The organism is Glutamicibacter sp. GQ173 (genome assembly GCF_059759215.1).
On the sequence record NZ_JCAXDT010000005.1, the window covers coordinates 1 to 18400 of the forward strand.

General features: G+C 58.9%; 12 protein-coding genes. 5 read left to right on the top strand and 7 right to left on the bottom strand.

The annotated features are described in order from the left end of the window. Positions 1-43 precede the first annotated feature (43 nt). Together AC6CHO_RS09320 and ftsY are read right to left on the bottom strand one after the other, a co-directional pair. A complete protein-coding gene (locus AC6CHO_RS09320; protein ID WP_498214755.1) occupies positions 44-2182 on the bottom strand; it encodes an acyltransferase family protein in 2139 nt (712 codons plus the stop codon). Between the two features lie 361 nt (positions 2183-2543). Continuing rightward, entirely contained in the window at positions 2544-3725 is a 1182-nt protein-coding gene (gene ftsY, locus AC6CHO_RS09325; RefSeq protein WP_498214756.1) for a signal recognition particle-docking protein FtsY, read from the bottom strand. A 475-nt stretch (positions 3726-4200) separates the two neighbouring features. Between ftsY and AC6CHO_RS09330 the strand changes: the two genes are divergently transcribed. Beyond that, positions 4201-5130: a GT-D fold domain-containing glycosyltransferase gene (locus AC6CHO_RS09330; protein WP_498214757.1), complete on the top strand. Its 930-nt coding sequence runs from the start codon at positions 4201-4203 to the stop codon at positions 5128-5130. A 91-nt stretch (positions 5131-5221) separates the two neighbouring features. On the opposite strand, the gene AC6CHO_RS09335 is transcribed toward AC6CHO_RS09330, so the two are convergent. Then, the gene (locus tag AC6CHO_RS09335; RefSeq protein WP_498214758.1) at positions 5222-6445 is read right to left on the bottom strand and encodes a polysaccharide pyruvyl transferase family protein; all 1224 of its coding nucleotides are present in this window, start codon (positions 6443-6445) and stop codon (positions 5222-5224) included. Positions 6446-6773: 328 nt separating this feature from the next. Here AC6CHO_RS09335 and AC6CHO_RS09340 point away from each other — a divergent pair, with 328 nt between their 5' ends. Next, positions 6774-8042, top strand: a complete 1269-nt coding sequence (locus tag AC6CHO_RS09340; RefSeq protein WP_498214759.1) for an MFS transporter — start codon at positions 6774-6776, stop codon at positions 8040-8042. A 102-nt stretch (positions 8043-8144) separates the two neighbouring features. On the opposite strand, the gene AC6CHO_RS09345 is transcribed toward AC6CHO_RS09340, so the two are convergent. Next, complete coding sequence (locus AC6CHO_RS09345; protein ID WP_498214760.1) at positions 8145-9605, bottom strand: glycosyltransferase family 2 protein; 1461 nt, start codon at positions 9603-9605, stop codon at positions 8145-8147. 346 nt (positions 9606-9951) lie between these two features. Between AC6CHO_RS09345 and AC6CHO_RS09350 the strand changes: the two genes are divergently transcribed. Beyond that, positions 9952-11553, top strand: a complete 1602-nt coding sequence (locus tag AC6CHO_RS09350; protein ID WP_498214761.1) for a tetratricopeptide repeat protein — start codon at positions 9952-9954, stop codon at positions 11551-11553. A 207-nt stretch (positions 11554-11760) separates the two neighbouring features. On the opposite strand, the gene smc is transcribed toward AC6CHO_RS09350, so the two are convergent. Then, positions 11761-15330 carry a chromosome segregation protein SMC gene (smc, locus tag AC6CHO_RS09355; RefSeq protein WP_498214762.1) on the bottom strand — a complete coding sequence of 1190 codons (3570 nt, stop codon included), beginning with the start codon at positions 15328-15330 and terminating at the stop codon, positions 11761-11763. 149 nt (positions 15331-15479) lie between these two features. On the opposite strand from smc, the gene AC6CHO_RS09360 reads away from it, so the two are divergent. Both AC6CHO_RS09360 and AC6CHO_RS09365 read left to right on the top strand, forming a co-directional pair. Beyond that, the gene (locus AC6CHO_RS09360) at positions 15480-16295 is read left to right on the top strand and encodes a serine hydrolase domain-containing protein (RefSeq protein ID WP_498214763.1); all 816 of its coding nucleotides are present in this window, start codon (positions 15480-15482) and stop codon (positions 16293-16295) included. Positions 16296-16442: 147 nt separating this feature from the next. Then, positions 16443-17288: a sulfurtransferase gene (locus AC6CHO_RS09365; RefSeq protein WP_498214764.1), complete on the top strand. Its 846-nt coding sequence runs from the start codon at positions 16443-16445 to the stop codon at positions 17286-17288. Here AC6CHO_RS09365 and AC6CHO_RS09370 read toward each other — a convergent pair. Together AC6CHO_RS09370 and AC6CHO_RS09375 are read right to left on the bottom strand one after the other, a co-directional pair. Then, positions 17285-17497: a hypothetical protein gene (locus AC6CHO_RS09370; protein ID WP_498214765.1), complete on the bottom strand. Its 213-nt coding sequence runs from the start codon at positions 17495-17497 to the stop codon at positions 17285-17287. The two genes, AC6CHO_RS09365 and AC6CHO_RS09370, sit on opposite strands and share 4 nt — an antisense overlap. Before the next feature lie 217 nt (positions 17498-17714). Further along, complete coding sequence (locus AC6CHO_RS09375; protein WP_498214766.1) at positions 17715-17864, bottom strand: hypothetical protein; 150 nt, start codon at positions 17862-17864, stop codon at positions 17715-17717. Positions 17865-18400 lie beyond the last annotated feature (536 nt).

The window sequence follows — 18400 nt, forward strand, 5'->3', positions numbered from 1 at the left end:
GAATGGTTCAGCGCCAGCTCTGTTTTGCTATTAACTTGCAGTATCAGCTGGAGGATCCAGGAAAGAGATCCTTTGATTCAACGGCTTTCTGCAAGCGGGAGTCGACGGTCTTGGCCAGCATCTGCACGTAGGTCTCACTCAAATGAGAATGGTCCCAATAGGCCATGACTCCTCCGACGACTGGGTAGCACGTGGTGTCATCGCACAACTGATCATTCATGTCGATGCTCACGACGTCTGGATCATCCAGCGCCTTGACCGCTTCGGCCTGCGGGTCCATGGGAATCCATTCTTCAGCAGCTGCGGAGCAATCCTTGTAGTCCGCGGAATTCGCTGCCACGCAATCCGGAATGTTCCCTACAGTCGCCCCGGGCCAGGGAGTGTCTCGGATCACCGCGACCTCTGCCCCGGTATCGCTCCAGTCCTGGAGCATTTCTTCATAGGCATCGCGCCCTGGGGCCTCGCTCTCCGCTAGGGTGCGTCCCGCAAGAGGCTGGGCGAATCTGTTGGAGCTGATGATCAGGTCGTAGTCCTCTTTTTCAAACTGCTTTGTAGCCCAGCGGGCATAGTCATTACAGCCTTGAACGTCTTCTTCCGACTCGAACTCCTGCGGGGCATCGAGTACTGCACACCGGCTGGCCAGATAGGTATCCAGGCTCCAACCATGTGCCTTGGCGACCTTGTCAATGGCAGGGAACCACTGTCCCGCATGGGAATTGCCCACCAGTGCCACCTTGATTTCCCCGTGTCCGTAGTTGCATACGGGGCGAGTCGCGAAATCTGTCCCCGCGCCCGAGAAGCAGTCGTCCGCATAAACCCGCGGCTTGTCTTCTTTCGCGACGACAGGTGCCGGCGCAGCGCTCTCGTAGGAGGTTTGAAGCGTCTGCGGATTATCACAATTATCCGACAAGCCTTCTGGCCCGAAGCAGTCCTCGCCCAGTTCTTTTTGCACCGACGCAAGGGCCGCGTCGACATTTTCTGCATTCCGGATGATGCGTGTGCTGGTCAGATAGAAGCTGCCTGCCACAAGAGCGAGGACCAGGCTTCCAGCGACCAGGAAGCGCGGGGCGGAGAGGAGGGCGGAAGTGTCGATGAATTTCCGGAAGCGAACTTCCACCAGCTTCTGCGTCAGGACAGCAAGAACCAAGGTGAGGGCCAAGGCGATGATCTTCTGCGGCCATCCAAAGTCATCGACCAGGTACGGCATGAGGATCAGCAGCGGCCAGTGCCAAAGGTAGATCGCATAGGAGTTGTCACCGAAGAATTGGAAAATCCTGGTGTTCAGGAAGATGTTGGGCGAATACGTGTGTGTGGAATGCGAAAGCAGCAGCAAGGCCGTGCCCAATACCGGGACGGCAGCAATATAGCCGGGGAACGGCATATCGCCGCTGAAGGCCAGCGCGCTGAAGGTGAGGGCCAATATGCCTCCCCATGCGCCTACCAGACTGACCCAGTCCTTCTTCGCTGCGTGGATCTTGGTTCCCAAGGCAGCCACCAGAGCCCCGGCGGAGAACTCCCACGCACGGGTGAAGGTGGAGAAATAAGCGCTGCCCGGATCGGTGGCCGTGGCGTAGATGGAATACCCCAGGGACACGGCAAAGACTGTGCCTACTCCAGCTAGCGCCATGGCCCCAGGCTTCCGCCGGAACCGCACCGCCACAAAGACCAGCGCGCCAATCAGGATTGGCCATACGAAGTAGAACTGCTCTTCTGCGGACAGCGACCAGAAATGCTGGAACGGGCTTACGGCATCGCCTTCGGCCAGATAATCGACCTTGGTGAGGGCGAGGAACCAGTTCTGGAAATAAAAGGTCGCAGCTATGGCCTGCAAGCCCCAGTCTTGCCACACCGTAGTGGGGGCTATGAGCCAAATCCCCACGACGCTGCATAAGATCACGACGAAGGAAGCAGGGATAAGCCGCTTGACTCGGCGCATCCAGAAACGCCCTACATCCGCCAGGTTCTTTGGCGGCTTGGAAATGAGGTGCGAGGTGATCAGGAATCCTGAGATGACAAAGAAGACATCAACGCCGACGAATCCACCTGGAAGGTAATGTCCCCAGAAGTGATAGAGCACCACAATGCCAACAGCAATGGCGCGAAGTCCCTGGATGTCAGCGCGGAAGGCCCGGGGCCTCGGGTCGCGTTGAATGGGCAAGGGCAGGTCTTGGTTCGACGTCACGTCCTAAGAGATCCTTTGCGGGTGGAGACCGAACGATCCAAACAGTTGGCCGTGCCAACCTCATCTGGTGTTCAGGTGTAGTAATTTCACGTTAAACTTCCAGCCTTCATTTCTACCGAAGGTAACTGGCATGTTTCTGGGAATCCTGGGCATCCAAGCGGCCGCTTGGATCCACCGGCTGCGGCTATACGCCTCATTTTCTGGTATTGACATGGCACAACGGACCGCGCAAGCCGGCCACGTTTCTGCCGATCCAGATTTTTCATTAACTGGGCGTCATCGGCGTGGCGCATCGAATTTGGCGCACAAACAGGCCGGGTGGGACCGCCATAGCGAGGCCCACCCGGCCCGTCGTTGCCTACTAGCCTTCGAGCAATGCGTCCACGAAATCCTCTGGGCTGAACGGCGCCAGATCATCCGGTCCCTCGCCCAGGCCAACCAGCTTCACTGGTACGCCCAGCTGCCGCTGGATCGCGACCACGATGCCGCCCTTGGCGGTGCCGTCAAGCTTGGTCAGCACGATGCCGGTCACGTTGACCACTTCCGAGAAGACCTTGGCCTGTTGCAGGCCATTCTGGCCGGTGGTTGCATCCAAGACGAGCAGCACCTCGTCAATGGTGGCCTTCTTTTCGACGACGCGCTTGATCTTTCCAAGCTCGTCCATCAAACCGACCTTGTTCTGCAGACGGCCAGCGGTGTCGATCATGACAATGTCGACTTCCTGGTCGATGCCGGCGGAAACTGCTTCGAATGCCACCGAGGCAGGGTCGGCACCGTCGATGTCGGAGCGGACCGTTGGGACACCCACGCGGTCGCCCCAGGTGGCCAGCTGCTCCGCGGCCGCGGCGCGGAAGGTGTCAGCGGCACCCAACAGCACGTCCTTGTCCTCGGCGACGAGGACACGGGCCATTTTGCCGATGGTGGTGGTTTTGCCAACGCCGTTGACGCCCACGACCATGATGATGCTTGGACGATCCGGGTGCGGCTCAGGCAGGTAGCTGCGGTCCAGGCTTGGATCCACGAGCTTGAGCAGTTCCTCGCGGAGCATTGCCTTCACGCGGGCAGGATCCTTGCTGCCTTCGATCTTCACGCGTTCGCGCAGGGCATCGACGAGTTCCATGGCTGGTTCGGTGCCGAGGTCTGCCATCAGCAGATTTTCTTCGATTTCTTCCCAGACATCCTCGTCAATGGTGTCCTGGCTGAGCAGAGCCAGCAGGCCCTTGGAGAACATGTTGTTGGACTTGGTCAGGCGGGCACGCAGTCGCGCCAATCGGCCCTGGACCGGTTCGGGAACATCGAGCTGCGGCGTTGCCGGTACGACGAGCTCTTCAACGGCGAGGGCCGCATCAGCTGCACCGGCGGCGTCAGCAACGGCCTCGGTCGTGCCTTCTGCGGTTTGACCGGCTGGCAGGTCGTCAGCATCGCGCTCGGAAGTATATGGAGTCTTGGGCTTGCGGCCCTTGGTGACAAAGGCAATGACGCCAATGCCCACCACGGCAACAACCGCGACAATGATGATGGTTAATGTAAGCGAATCAGACACGCGTTAAATCGTCTCACACCTCCGCGTCTTTGGGGACGATGCCCCGTACTGCACCATGAAAGAAGAGCCTTGTTTCTTGATACTTCTTGGAGCTCGACCGGCGAGGCCCGCAGGCAGTGCCACTGCTGCTGAATCTCGGCTGCAAACCGTCAAGCAAGGTGCCCCTTCTTAGGGCACTGGCCCGACAAGCTGGACCTGCCGGGCAGGCCCGCAGATTATCGCCGAAATGATGTCGCCAATGGGCGATGTGAAGCCCGAGCCCGCCATGATGCATCAGCGGCTTCAAATACGTCCCACGGTTCGACGATTATTCTTTCAAGGTCTGCGGATTGAACTAGGTCCATTGGTTGACCGCGTTGATGATCATCCTAGTCAGAACCTGCTGACTACGTGTCTACAGCGCCAAACGCAATGGAAATAACGCAGGAGCAGAATGATAAGCTCAACAAGAGCTGAAGTGAAAGAGGATTTCCGCATGTTAGATCGCATTCGAAAAGTCGCCAACCGTATTTTCAGCGTCAAAGTAGTCAATAGCAGGCCAATCGCAGTAACGCTGGACCCGCCAATTACTGCCGACCGGGATCAGAAGACCCTGCTGCGCCAGATTCACAAAGAGCTGAAGACACATCGACGGGAGCTCGAAACCATCCGGCTTGCGGCAACCTCTGAAGTCATGCAGGACGTATCAAAGTTCCACCGCAATCAAGTCAAAACGCTGCTGGAAACCTTGGAACTGCTAGCCACAACTGATGTGTCCATGTCCCGATTCGGTGACGGCGAGTTCCGGCTCATGCTGCTCGATGATTTCAATCTTCGCTTTCAGAAGAACTCCCCCGAACTCCAAGAAGACCTTCGGAATGTTTTCACCAGTAATGATGCCAACTTGGCAGTCGGTTTTCCTCAGCTGTTCCGTGATGCACATTGGTCTGGCGTATATCAAGAACTATGGCCGCGCTTAGTGCAGCTTACAGCTTCTGACCGCACCTACGCTTGCGCCCATGTTACTCGACCCCAAGCCTTTTCGACCTTGGGACAGCGTGCCGTCGATCTGTGGCGTCAAGTATGGGATGGCAAAAAGGTGGCTATCGTGACCGGTGAAGGGTCACGATTTGATCTAATTCCTGAACTGTTCGACAACCTTGCGAGCCACGAGTTTATCTATTCGGAACCAGTGGGAGCGTACGACGATTTGGATCGCGTTCAAGCTCTCGTTGCCGACAGCGACTGTGAACTCGTGCTCATCGCCTTGGGGCCCGCCGGAGGGATTCTTGCCCACCGCCTTGCTGGGGCCGGAAAACGAGCGCTGGATATCGGCCATCTCTCAAACAGCTATGAGAATGTCTTCAAGGACGCACCGCGCCCCGAAGCCACCGCAGTGACTACCGATGGCGAGAAAAATCCGTAGCGTCAGGCGGCAAGCCTTTCGGCTGTAGACAAAGCACCTGCCAGACACGTCCGCATCTGGCTAGGGGGCCTTGTTGATGGGCAGTTCCGGGCTAGCGGAGCACTTCTACACGGGCACGAAAATCTTCGTGTAGCGGGCCAGTCACAGGATCGATCGGAAACGTGTCGCTTAACAGGGACAAGTCAATCTGAAGCGCCGGCAGCGTCGCCTTGGCTCCCAGTGCCGCTAGATCGATACTTGCGAGCTCGCTTGCGCTGATCTGAATCCGGCTTACGGTCTCGCGGTCCAGACAGCTGAAGAAGTCCTCGAACTTGAAGTCCTTGCCCCCCAGCTGATGGTCAATGACATCAAGCCATACCCAAGGCACACCATATGCCTGCGCAACAATCAAACCATGCAAGGAGCTGGACACCACAGCTTGGGCCCCGGCGATCTCCTCGACGACCGCCTTGACATCATTGCGCACATCTACCACTCGTCCACTCACAGCATTGTGGTCAATTCTTGGCAAATGAACGTAGTGCGGAACGACTGCGACTTGGCCATGATCTTGGTCCCGGGGCACAATCACATCGGGCAATAGTAGCGCTGGGTCGCCATAGACCTCGGGAACTTCCCAACCGAGTGAATCTTGCAGTTCACGACGGGTCAGCTTGCCACGCACCGCGTGGACCTTAATCCCTTTGAGCCGCTTGCGCACTTCAACTTCTTTGATCGTCAATGGACGCATCAAGCCACTGCCCCAGACATCAACATTGTTCCGGTTGATCTTGCCTGCAATCGAACCAACGCTGAACAAGGCTCGGGCATTGGTTCCAGGGCGGTTGAACTGAATAGGTTGACGACCCGAATATGCCTGGACCAATTGCGGACCCACCCAGTCGCCAAAGTTGAGTTTCGCCGAATACCAATACATGGGAATGTGGGTCCCCGGGTCGAAATCCCCAACTTCCTCTTGCCTGCGCAATGCCAACAATTTTTGTCCCGCGCGGATCATCTCCGCCGGGACATTTCCGGTTGGCACGCGGGTGGCTAGCGCATGCATTGGATTACCATGCACATCGAATTCCACCGATGCCTGCGTAATCAGCACGTCGTTAAGCCATTGGAGGGCAGCGGCATTGGTTCCGACGCATCCGACAATATACCCCTCGCTCGAAGGTACGCATCGGACTGCAACGGTCGACCCCAGGACAGGTACCGCGGCACGAATCTCGGTGTCGTCACTGGACAACTTCGTAAAAATTGCGCTACCGATGGGGTCATTAGCCAATTCGGCAATAGCACAATGATGGGCGCCGGCCAGCTCTGCCAAGTTCTTCCTCCATGTAGTTCGGCTTCGAATACGAATGAATTGGTCGTAGCTTCATCACGCTGTATAAGACAGAGCATCGTCTCGCCTGAGGGATGCATGCCCGAATCCCACTCTAGCCAATCATATGCGTGCCCACTTTGCTCAATGTTCCGGCCCATTGTGAACTTGCAGGTGAATGGCCTGGTTCAGCCTAGGGATATCCACACCGAGCCATGATCATTTAGCCAAAATATGAAAGACCAAGAGGACATAGACTTAGTTTGGCCCTATCGCCCTTATCTGTCCCGTAGAAAGGCTGGAAGGCCTGTTTAGCCCCAGGCCATCGGCAATGATCAAGTTTTTCAACCGCACAGCGGCTTCACGCGCCCCGATCCCCCGCGAAATTGGCGTCCTTCTGGTGGCGGCATTCATTATCGCTTTGGGGTTTGGGCTCATCGCCCCGATCCTGCCGCAGTATGCGGTGAGTTTTGATGTCGGAGCGGCGGCGGCAAGTGTCATCGTGAGCATCTTTGCCTTTACCCGTTTGATTTTCGCTCCGGTGGCGGGCGCGTTGGTGGGCAAGCTCGGGGAACCGCGCATCTACGTCACAGGAGTTTTGCTGGTGGCCGTCTCAACGCTGTTGTGCGGCATTGTCCAGGATTACACCCAGTTGCTGATCGCTCGCGGGCTCGGCGGCTTCGGCTCCACCATGTTCACCATTTCCGCGATGGCCCTGATTGCGCGGCTTTCGCCAGAAGAGTCCCGTGGCCGCATTTCCGGGCTGTACGCCGGCGCCTTCTTGCTGGGCAACGTTGCCGGTCCAGTGCTTGGAAGCTTCTTGGCGCCGCTGGGCATGCGCCTGCCGTTCTTCATTTACGGTACCGCCCTGGTGATCGCTGCCGCCGTGGTCTACTTCGCCCTGGGCCGCCGCCGCGACCTGGATCGGGATGCCGAGGATTCTGCCACGACCCGCCAAGCCATCGAAGTGGTCACGACCCGGGAGGCGCTGAGCTCCCCCGCCTATCGCGCGGCGCTGTTCTCCGGTTTCAGCTACGGATGGCTGGCCTTCGGCATTCGAAACAGCATGATTCCGCTCTTTGCCTTATCCGTTTTCGGGCAGGGCTTGGGCACCACGATTGCCGGATTGTCGATGGCGCTGTTTGCCATTGGCAATGGCTGCGCATTGCTTTTCTCCGGGAAGCTGACCGATAAGGTGGGCCGCAAGATGCCAGTCATGATTGGCTTGGCCCTCTTGCTGCTGTCCATCGGATCCATGGGGATTTTCACCTCGGGGGCCGGGTTCGTGATTTGCTCGATTTTCGCCGGCTTCGGCGGCGGCATCCTCGGACCGGCGCAGCAGGCGTCGGTTTCCGATGTCATCGGCACGGGACGCAACGGCGGCAAGGCTTTGGCCGGTTTCCAGATGTGCCAGGATTTCGGGGCGATTATCGGCCCGCTGCTTGCAGGCTTCCTGGCTGACACGCTGAACTATGAAATTGCCTTTGGAATCTCAGCCCTGGTTGCTCTGGTGGGCTTGATCGGTTGGGCCCTGGTCCCCCGCACGATCCGCCCTGTGGCGTTGGACGAGGGATCCCCGGCTCCCAAGAACCCGCGCTAGTCACCGGCGGCCCGCAGCATCGCTCGGCGCCGGAACCTGGTTTTAGAATGATGGAGTGAATGCCAATTATCGGCATTCACTCCATCATTTTCTTGGGCGCGTTCAGGCGAGCTTGGCCTTGCGCAGATCGATGCTCAACGCACCAGTGACTGTCCGGAACACAATTGCACCGGCATAAGTTGCTTCCTTGACGTTGGCCGGCATGCGAATACGCCGGGTTTCGGCATGGTCGTAATTGACGTGCATGTCCGCTTTGCCCTTGAGGCTGGCGCCCAGCGTTGCGTAGGAAATCTTGGCAATGTACTGCCCGGATTCTTGCGCCACAATGGGGAACTGAAGACGACGATCGGTTTCGCGTTCATCAACATATATTCCACGAGGAGCCGGCCCGTTGGCTGGGCTGGAGAAGCGCAATTCAAAATGATCGCTCTTGCTGGTGGCCTTGATCAGCTCCGGGCGCCCAGCAACGTCATCATCCTTCGCCGCCAGCCGCTTCAGTTCCTCGTAGTCCCCGGCAATAATTGCCGAGGCCTTGGCAGCATCGTGCTCGCTGAGCACTTCGCCGGTGCGCTCGGCCAGGAACTCCTGGACGTATGGGCCGAATGCCGCCGTCCACAGCTTGGCGCGGGCTTCACGGTATTTCAAGAACCGCTCTCCGACGAAGAACTTCAAGCCCTTGCGCTTGAACAGGCCGGCAATCAGGCGGCGGCCCAGCTCTGGATCGTCAAGGGTGTTGCTGCGAATCGTATTGCTGATGTGCGTCATGGATTCGACGTAGCCCATTGGCTCGAAAGGCTGGGCACTGATGTTGTTCCCGTCCCCGCGTTCACGAATGTAGTAGTAGTCGTAATCTCCAAGGACGCTCACGCGCTTGGCATGCAAGTAGCATCCTGCCAGCACCATTCCATCTTCGAGACGGACTTTTTCCTCTGCAAAGCGCAGGTCGTGATCGAGGATCATCTGGCGGCGAATGAGCTTCTGCGGCATCAAAGTCGCAAAGATCTGTTCGAGTGGCACATCGATCTGGGTTGAGGAGAACAGCGAAGTGCGAATCACTCGACCGCCAACGGGAACGAGTTTTGGGGCGAGGACATCTACATCATGCTCCAAGGCGAAGTCGCGCATGCGGCGCAGCGCTTCGGTTCCCAAGGTGTCATCAGAATCCGCGTAGAAAACATACTCGCCCTTGGCCAGTGCAGTTCCGACATTGCGCGGCTTGCCGGGCCACCCGCTGTTTTCCTGATGCACGACGGTGAAGTTGTCATTGCGCTTGGCATAGACATCCAGGATCTCGCCACCGAAATCAGTGGATCCGTCGTTGACTGCAATGACCTCGTAAAGGCTCTTGTCCAAATCCTGCAGTTCCAAGGAGTTGAGCAATTCAGTCAGGTAGGGCATTGAGTTGTAAACAGGAATAATGACGCTGACGAAAACTCCGGCCGGTTTCGGCTCAGCGGCCTTTGCCATTGCTTCGAAATCACCGGAAATTTGCGGGGCCGTGGCCTTGGCGGGCGCCGCGGGGATCACTGGTGCCGCGGGTTCGCCCTGATCCGGCGGGGACACCTCATGCGAAACGTTGCCACTTGAAGCTTTACTGCGCCTTCTAAACAGAGCCATCAATTTCCCAAATTCCAGAACCCTTCCGGGTTCGATGTATGTCTACCCTAATTATATACAGAGAAGCAACACTAGATGCGACCAGAAAGAAGGTGCTATTTCCCACCTGATTAGTAATGTTACAAATTCATAACGATCGTTCCGAGTAGGGTGTGACCACTCTAATCATGTCGATTGAAGATCGCGAACTCTCACGCTTCGGCCACCACGGACCGCTTCACCTCGATGGAAATCGACACGACACCTCGGTAATGAATTGAACCCGCCATCCTCGCGAAGCTAGGGTTTACCCGTGCAAAAGAATTCCGTTATCCACGAAGAGCTGTTTGTCGGCCACGACCTCGCCCTCGACTATCACGACGGCGGTTTTCCCATATCAATCGTCACTTTCGAGGCGAGGAATAAGTATATTGACGCCGTTGATCCCAGCCCCTTCGAGGGTGGCTACGGGCGTGGCATCTTTGCACAACTCGGCTTGAATGAATTCCTGGTTAAGCGCAGCAGAAACCACTGGTACCAAACAGATGAAATCGAGCAAGTCGTTGACATCATCAAGGAACGTGCCAAGGGGACCACGTTAATCACCTACGGCGGGAGCATGGGTGGCATGGCCGCCATCAGCCTCGCAACGAAACTTGGCGCGAAAACGTTCATTGCCCTTTCACCGCTGTACGATATCGCCGCTGACGGCGAGGTCAAGGACGATCGATGGGGCGACGAAGGACATCTTTTTGACTTCAAGCACAATTACATCCGCTCGGGAGACTGCAAGGACGCCGAAGGCTACGTCTTCTATTGCCCCGATACAGTAGACGTGGAACACGCCCAAGGCATCGAGCGCATGACCAAGGGAACACTGGTCCCATTGGAATATGGAGGGCATCCGGTTTCGTTCTTCTTGAACGACACCTACAAGCTCAAGCGCCTCGTCAGCGAGATTGCCCACGGCGAGTTCGACCTGGACAACTTCTATAACGTGGTGAGAACCAATACTGAACTCACGCACTATCCGCACGAAAAGCAAGCTGCCGAGTTTTCCCGGCAAGGAAATAGTGCCGCCGCCATTAAGGCCATGAGCACCGCTGAGTCCATGAATCCAAAAATCGCGCGGCTGCCCTATCGGCTTGGCGAAATGCTGCTCGCCGCCGGCGAATTCGACGAAGCCAAATTGGCATTCCAAAGGGCCATAGCCGTTGACCCGTCGTTGGCCCGTGCGCACGCGCGCCTCAGCCGGATTCACGAAAAACAAGGGAACCTGTCGGATGCCATCCGGGCCATTCGCCAGGGAATCAAAGCGGCGCCGACAAAAGCAGATGCCCGCTTGCGCCTAGGAGAGCTGCTGCTGAAAGCTGGCAGATCAAAGGAGGCAGAAGCCTCCATCAGCCGCTCCCTGCAGATCAATGCCAACCAACCGGCGGCGCACGTCCGCTTGAGCTATGCGTACGCAGATCAGAACCGCTGGACCGATGCCGTTGATGCAATGCAGCACGCCGTTGCGCTGGCACCCGAGAAACCGGAATACTACCTTCGCCTGGGTGAATGGCAGATGAAAGCACAGGACTACCGCCCTGCTCAAGACTCGATGCAACGGGCCATCGAACTGGCCCCCGGGAATTCGCACTACTACGTTCGCATCAGCTACGCCTATGCCGCGCAAAAGGACTACCAGCAAGCAGCCAGCGCCATGGAACAGGCCTGCCGCATTTCACCGGACAAGCCAGCCTCGCACCTGCGCTTGGGCGAATGCCTGATCAAGGCCGGTAACCTCTCCGGAGCAGAAGCCGCCATGGGTGAGGCCGTTCGGCTGGATCCGCAATGGCTGCGAGCCCAGGAACGCTTGGCAGCAGTGCAGTCGGCCATCGCACGGCGCCATCTGGCCAGCGCCAGCCGGTAGGCGCGGGGAGGTTCGCCCGTATCCGCAATGGCTGCGAGCCCAGGAACGCTTGGCAGCAGTGCAGTCGGCCATCGCACGGCGCCATCTGGCCAGCGCCAGCCGGTAGGCGCGGGGAGGTTCGCCCGTATCCGCAATGCGCAATTCCCTGCAGGAGCCCTTCTCCCCCTTGGCCATTTAATGGCTGGGGGGCGAGGGGCAGCGTCCCCGCTACGTCAGGGTTCGTTCCATCTTCTGGCTGATGACCGTGGTGACACCGTCACCGCGCATGGTGACGCCATAAAGCGCGTCGGCCACCTCCATGGTCTTCTTCTGGTGGGTAATGACGATCAGCTGGGAGGACTCGCGAAGCTCCTCGAAAATCGTGATCAGACGGCCCAGGTTCATGTCATCGAGTGCTGCCTCGACCTCGTCCATGACATAGAAGGGAGAAGGGCGCGCCTTGAAGATGGCGACGAGCAGCGCCACTGCCGTCAGTGAGCGCTCGCCACCGGAGAGCAGCGACAGGCGCTTGATCTTCTTGCCGGCGGGACGCGCTTCCACTTCGATGCCCGTGGTCAACATGTGTTCTGGATCGGTGAGCACGAGTTGGCCCTCGCCGCCGGGGAACAGCCGGTCAAAGATCCGCTTGAACTGTACCGCGGTGTCGTTATAGGCCTCGGTGAAGACCCGCTCCACGTGGGCATCCACATCGGCAATGATCTGTTCCAGGTCTCCCCGGGACTTCTTCAGGTCTTCAAGCTGGCCGGAGAGGAACTTGTGCCGTTCTTCGAGAGCCGCAAATTCCTCGAGCGCGAGCGGATTGACCTTGCCCAAGGCTGATAGATCCCGCTCCGCTTTCTTCAGGCGCTTTTCCTGTTCAACGCGTTCAAAGGGCTTGGTTCCAATGGGGTTGCCGTCTTCGTCGACATTTTGGCGCAGGCTCCCCCATTTATCATCTTCATCGATGGCTTCAGGGATCAGTTGATCCGGGCCATAGTTGGCAATCAGGTGATCGGGAGTGAATCCCAGTTCTTCCAGGGCCTTGATTTCCAGGTTTTCGATGCGCAGGCGCAATTCGGCGCGGGCCATCTCATCGCGGTGCACCGCGTCGGCCAGCCTGGCCAGTTCGGCACTTAACTGCTCGGCCTCGGTGCGCTGGTTGCCGAGCATCTGGTCGAGTTCGGCCTTTTTGGAAGCAAGTTCCTCGCGTTCCTGCCCGGCCATGGACACCGAGACTTCGATGAAGCGCAAAACGCGTTCGGCGGCCTGTTCGACACGGCTCGCGTTGGCAGCCTGCGCCTGGCGCTGTTCGGCCCGGCGGGCTGCGACTTCGCGGTGGTTGCGTTCGGCAGCTGCGGTGCGTCGAAGACTCTCGATCCGCGAGCGCAGCGCCGATACCCGCTCCTCGCTGCTGCGCAACGCCAGGCGGGCTTCTAGTTCCTGCTGGCGCGCGGCAGCGGCGGCATCGGCGAGCGCGGCACGCGCTGCGTCATCGATGGTTTCTTCTTCCTGGTCCGTGGAGGCAAGCTCCATGCGCTCGGTGATCTCTTCAAGGGATTCCTGCTCGATTTCCAGCTTCTCGTTCGAGGTTTCCAGGCGCTCGATGAGCTGGAGCTTGTCCGCCTGCGCGCTGCGCAGCTTCTGTCCCAGTCGCGCCAGATACGAACTGAGCTCATCGATCGTGGCGTCCGATTCGGTCAGCGCCGAGAGCGCGTCTTCCCGTTGCTGCCCGGCGACAGAAAGCTGCGGTGCGCGTGCGGCAATGCGCTCCTCGACCAACCCGAGTTCGCCCTGGCATTCGTTCAGTTCGGCCTCGGTTTGCTCCACCATGGCCTGTTGGGCAATCAGCGACGCTCCAGCGGCATCACCCACGGAGCTGCGCAGGGACGAGAACGTGGTCCCGTCCAAGGTGGTTACCTTCGCCTGTGGATATTCAGCCAGCACGCTGCGTGCTTGGCCGAGTTCTTCAACGACGTAGTGGCCCTCGAACAGCTGGTCCAGCAGGGCGGAGACCTTATTCTCGGAACTGACGATTTCGCGGGCGCTAATAGCGTTGCGCAACTTTGGCGATGGCGTGGCGGTTTGGCCGATATCCGCGTGCAAGAAGACGGCGCTGGACTCCTCGGACTGGAGCTGCTCCAGCAGACTGGCTGCCGACTGGGCATCAACTGCCACGAGCGATTCCGCGTTGTCCCGAAGGATCGCTGCGACGGCTTGCTCGTAGCCTGGGTTCACGGTCATCAGCTCGCCAAGGCGCCCGAACAGCGCAGTCGAGGCCGACTGCAGCAGGTGCGAGGACTGGTCATCGGGCTTGGTGTTGAGCTTCAGCGCTTCAAGCCTTGAGCGCAGGCCGGAGACGCGCACCGATAGTTCGCGTTCCCGCTGGGTGTCGGCCTGCTGGGCTTGGACCAGGGCGGAGAATTCCTTGTCCGCCAGCTCAAATTCCTCGTTCAGGTCTGTTTCGCCGGCAAGCTGGGTATCCAGCTCGGCTGAGACTTCATCATGGGAACGCTGATCGAGTTCCAGGTCTGAGTCAAATGATTGAACGCTTTCCTGCAGCCGTATGATCTCTGCCCGGGTCACGTCCACCCGGCTGCGCGCCGAAGCGACCTGCGAGGCCAGCCGGGAGATCCCTTCGCGGCGGTCTGCCGCGGCACGGAGCATGGCCGCCATGCGCTGCTGCTCGGCCCGGGACTGCTCTTCAGCCTCTTCCTTGGCTTCCACGGCTTCGGCGAGGATTTCGTGGCGGTCTTCCAGCGCCAGTTCAAGCTCTTCGAGTTCTTCGCCCAGGCGCTCGGCCTGGGATTCGAGCCGTTCAGGATCACGGCTGGAATCAAAGTGGGTTTCATTGCTTTCCAGCAGTTTGCTGCGTTCGCGCGCCAAGGCGGCCAAGGAGCGGAACCGTTCGGCCTGGGTGCTCAATGCCACCCAGGTATCTTGCATTTGCCCCAAGCGCGGGGTGACATTTTCAACCTGGCCGCTGAGTTCGGCGATATGCCTTTTGACCCGTTCAAGCCGATCCGAGGCTTCTTGCTGCTGCGCCTGGACCTTGGACTCGTCATCGATGTCCTGGGCAAGCCGGTTATTGAGGGTCACCAAGTCATCAGCGAGCAGGCGCGACTTGGCATCACGCACATCGTGCTGCACGCTCTGGGCGCGGCGCGCTACCTTTGCTTGCCGCCCCAAGGGAGCCAGCTGGCGGCGGACCTCGGCATTGAGGTCTTCAAGACGGTCGAGGTTGCCCTGCATGGCCTGCAGCTTGCGCAGGGTTTTTTCTTTCCTGCGACGGTGCTTGAGCACCCCGGCGGCCTCTTCAATGAATCCCCGGCGGTCTTCGGCAGTAGCGTGCAGGATGCGGTCCAGCTGCCCCTGCCCGACGATGACGTGCATTTCCCGGCCAAGTCCTGAATCCGAGAGCAGCTCTTGGATATCGAGCAGGCGGCAGGAGTTCCCATTGATGGCGTATTCCGAACCGCCAGCGCGGAACAGCGTGCGGGAGATGGTCACTTCCGCATAGTCAATGGGAAGCTGTCCGTCGGCGTTGTCGATGGTCAGCGAAACGTGGGCGCGGCCCAAAGGCGGGCGTCCGGACGTGCCGGCGAAGATGACGTCTTCCATCTTCCCGCCACGAAGCGTCTTGGCCCCCTGCTCCCCCATCACCCAGGCGAGCGCATCAACGACATTGGATTTGCCGGAGCCGTTGGGGCCAACTACCGCGGTGACCCCGGGTTCGAATTCGAACGTTGTTGCCGACGCGAAAGACTTGAATCCGCGAACGGTAAGAGTCTTTAGATGCACGGCGTGAAGTTCCTAAGTTTGGGTCGGATCGCTAAGGTTGGTTTGGGCAGTAGCACTCAATCCTTCACGCAATTCTAGCGAAGCGTGCTCGGCTTTTTCTGATTCTGCTCGCACATACCATCAAGAAATATCGAGGGATAGATCATTCCATGAGCATTCTGAGCCAAATTGACCAGTGGCCTTCCGCGAACGCAGTTTCCGTTGTCATTGATGGCCACGGTGGCGTGGTCGACCAGCACGGTGACTTGGACCGCCTGTATTCGCTGGCATCGGTCACCAAGCTGCTCAGCGCCTACACCTTCCTGGTAGCGCTGGAAGAAGAAGCGATCAGCCTCGACGATCCCGCCGGCCCTGAAGGGTCCACGGTCCACCATCTGCTGGCCCACACCGCCGGCTACGACTTTGATTCCGAGACCATCCGCTTTGCGCCGGGTGCCAAGCGCGGCTACTCCAATACCGGTTTCGAGAAGCTTGCCGCCCACCTTGAGGCGCAGACCTCGATCAGCATGGCCGACTACGCTCAAGAGGCGGTTTTTGCGCCGCTGGGCATGGCCAGCACTGGTATCGCGGGCAGCTGCGCCAAGGATGGCCGGTCCACGGCCGCGGATCTGGCAAAGTTCGCCGCCGAATTGCTCAACCCCACCATCGTGGCCCGGGAAACACTGGACGATGCCACCCGGGTTCATTTTGAAAACCTGGCCGGCATCCTGCCCGGTTACGGGCGGCAGAATCCCAACGACTGGGGCCTGGGCTTTGAGATCCGTTCCACCAAGAATCCGCACTGGACCGGCAAAGACCACCCGTCCAGCACCTTCGGGCACTTTGGCCAATCCGGGACGTTCCTGTGGGTTGATCCGGAACACCGGCTGGCGTGCGTGACGCTGACCGATAAGAATTTCGGCCAGTGGGCGGTGGACGCCTGGGCGCCGTTCAACGAGCAGGTCCTGGTTTCGCAGTTGCCCTGACGCATTTCAAGGAAGGCCTTTCCCTTGTTGAATTCGAAGGGCCTTCGCTCGCCACATGGTGGACATGACTTGGCGGGGTGCACGAATCGGGCCGAATATGGACAACAGCAGTACTTTCCGTAGTCCTATCGCCATTTGTGAGGCCGCATGGAACCGTTTGTCAGTTGGCAATGGTGCAAAAATCATGTCCAAGAAATCGTCCTAGTTGATGCGCGCTGGTACTGGGACCGCCCGGGTTTTGATGCCTACCTGACGGGGCATGTGCCCGGTGCGGTATTTATCGATCTCGATGCCGACCTCACCGGAGAAATCACCGGGGACTCCGGACGGGGACCTTTCCCGGCGCCGGAGGATTTCGCCCGGGCCATGTCCCGAGCCGGGATTGACGGTTCCAGGCCGGTGGCCGCCTACGATGACGCGGGCGGGGTCATCGCTGCACGCTTGGTGTGGATGCTGCGGTTGCTAGATGTTCCTGCCGCCGTGATTTCTGGCGGCATCCAAGCCTATTCAGGCGCTCTGGACTCCTCACCGATTCATCCGATTCCAGCCGTTTTCCCTCCCCGACCATGGCCTGCAGGATTCCTATTGTCCACTCGGGACGTGTCAGCCCTCTCGGAAGCCGTGCTGATCGATGCCCGTCCGAATAACCGGTACCGCGGCGAGGAACCTGAAACCGATCCGCGGCTGGGCAAGGTTCCCGAAGCCGATCCCCGCAGAGGGCATATCCCGGGCGCGGTCAATGTTCCGTGCCGGGACCACCTCAAAGATGGCGGAACGATCAAGCCGCCCCAGGTCATTCGCGACAGGTTCGCGGCTGCGGGCATTGTCGATGCCTCCGGCGTGGTCAGCTACTGCGGGGCCGGAGTGACAGCCTGCCACAACCTGCTGGCGATGGAATACGCCGGGCTTGGACAGGGCAGGCTCTATCCAGGAAGCTGGAGCGCATGGAGCCGGGACCCTGCGCTACCTGCTGCGATCCGGCACCCGTCCTAGGTCGTCCCCCGCATCGGCAAAACTTCCTGCCAGCGCCAGCAACCTGGTTCACCTCCAGGAACTCTTAGGAAGACAAGCCATCCGCCGCCGGAACCCATGTTGGAGAGCACGCCATAGCAGGTCGCATCCATCCTGGCGAGGCCAGCGAGGTCGTCCGGCATCGTCGGATCCGGGCGGTCGGCGGTGCCGCCCGCGAGTACAGGTTTCAAGGTTGTTCTCCTTTCCTCAAACGCCTGAGCCATTTTTCCCCTAGGGGAGAATTGAGGATCCAATTCACAATCGTTGAAGTTTCGTGGCATTGAGCCCGGCATTCATTCCGGGCGCTGTCCCCCTGTCTTGTATATTTTCGATTCTCCAGCCAGCTAGTGAGAACGGCTGACGAATATCAGGCGCTGAACAGTCGCCATCAACGCCGCGATGTGTTTCTCAGCAATCCCTTCGGACCACGGCCATGCTGCGCTCCGAGTCCACTTCGGCGATCGCCACGGCGTACATTTCTTCAATGGTCGAAACGTCTTCGATCACGCCCGCGGACTTCAAGCAAGCCCGCCGAAGCGACTTCCGTGCCTTTGCCATCGCAGCCGCCAAATGCGGTGGTGGCCTAGGTGTAATACCCAGCGACGTTGAACACACGCGTCGGGTCGCCCCATCCTCGCGCCGAGTGCGGTGGTTAGTTCGTTATGTAGGCGACTCTGCAGCATTTGGGATTCCTAGCTGTTCACCAGCACGCATTCATTCTTGGGGGGCCGGATTTGCGGATTGACCGGTGATATTTCGCAGTGGCATATTGCCAGCCAGCCTTTGTTCTACCTCGACTAGACACAAAGAAACTTCTCCCCACTCACTCACCGTTCGGGCAAAGGGGCCAATGGCTGCTCACGCCGAAAGAGGACTCACCCGTGTAAAGCGTCGCTGAGTTTGGATACGAGGGGTAGTCTATGTCTAAGTTTCACGCCGGACTTCCATTTTTTGGGGGAAACGGAGGTCCATGGGAAAAGGAGAAATCCTTCTCTTGGCGCAAAACTCGCAGCCAGCCCTCACCGGATTGATGTTCGGTGAGGGCTGGACAAATTTATGTGACTGCTAGTCGCTTGTTTTCAAGCGAGTCAGCA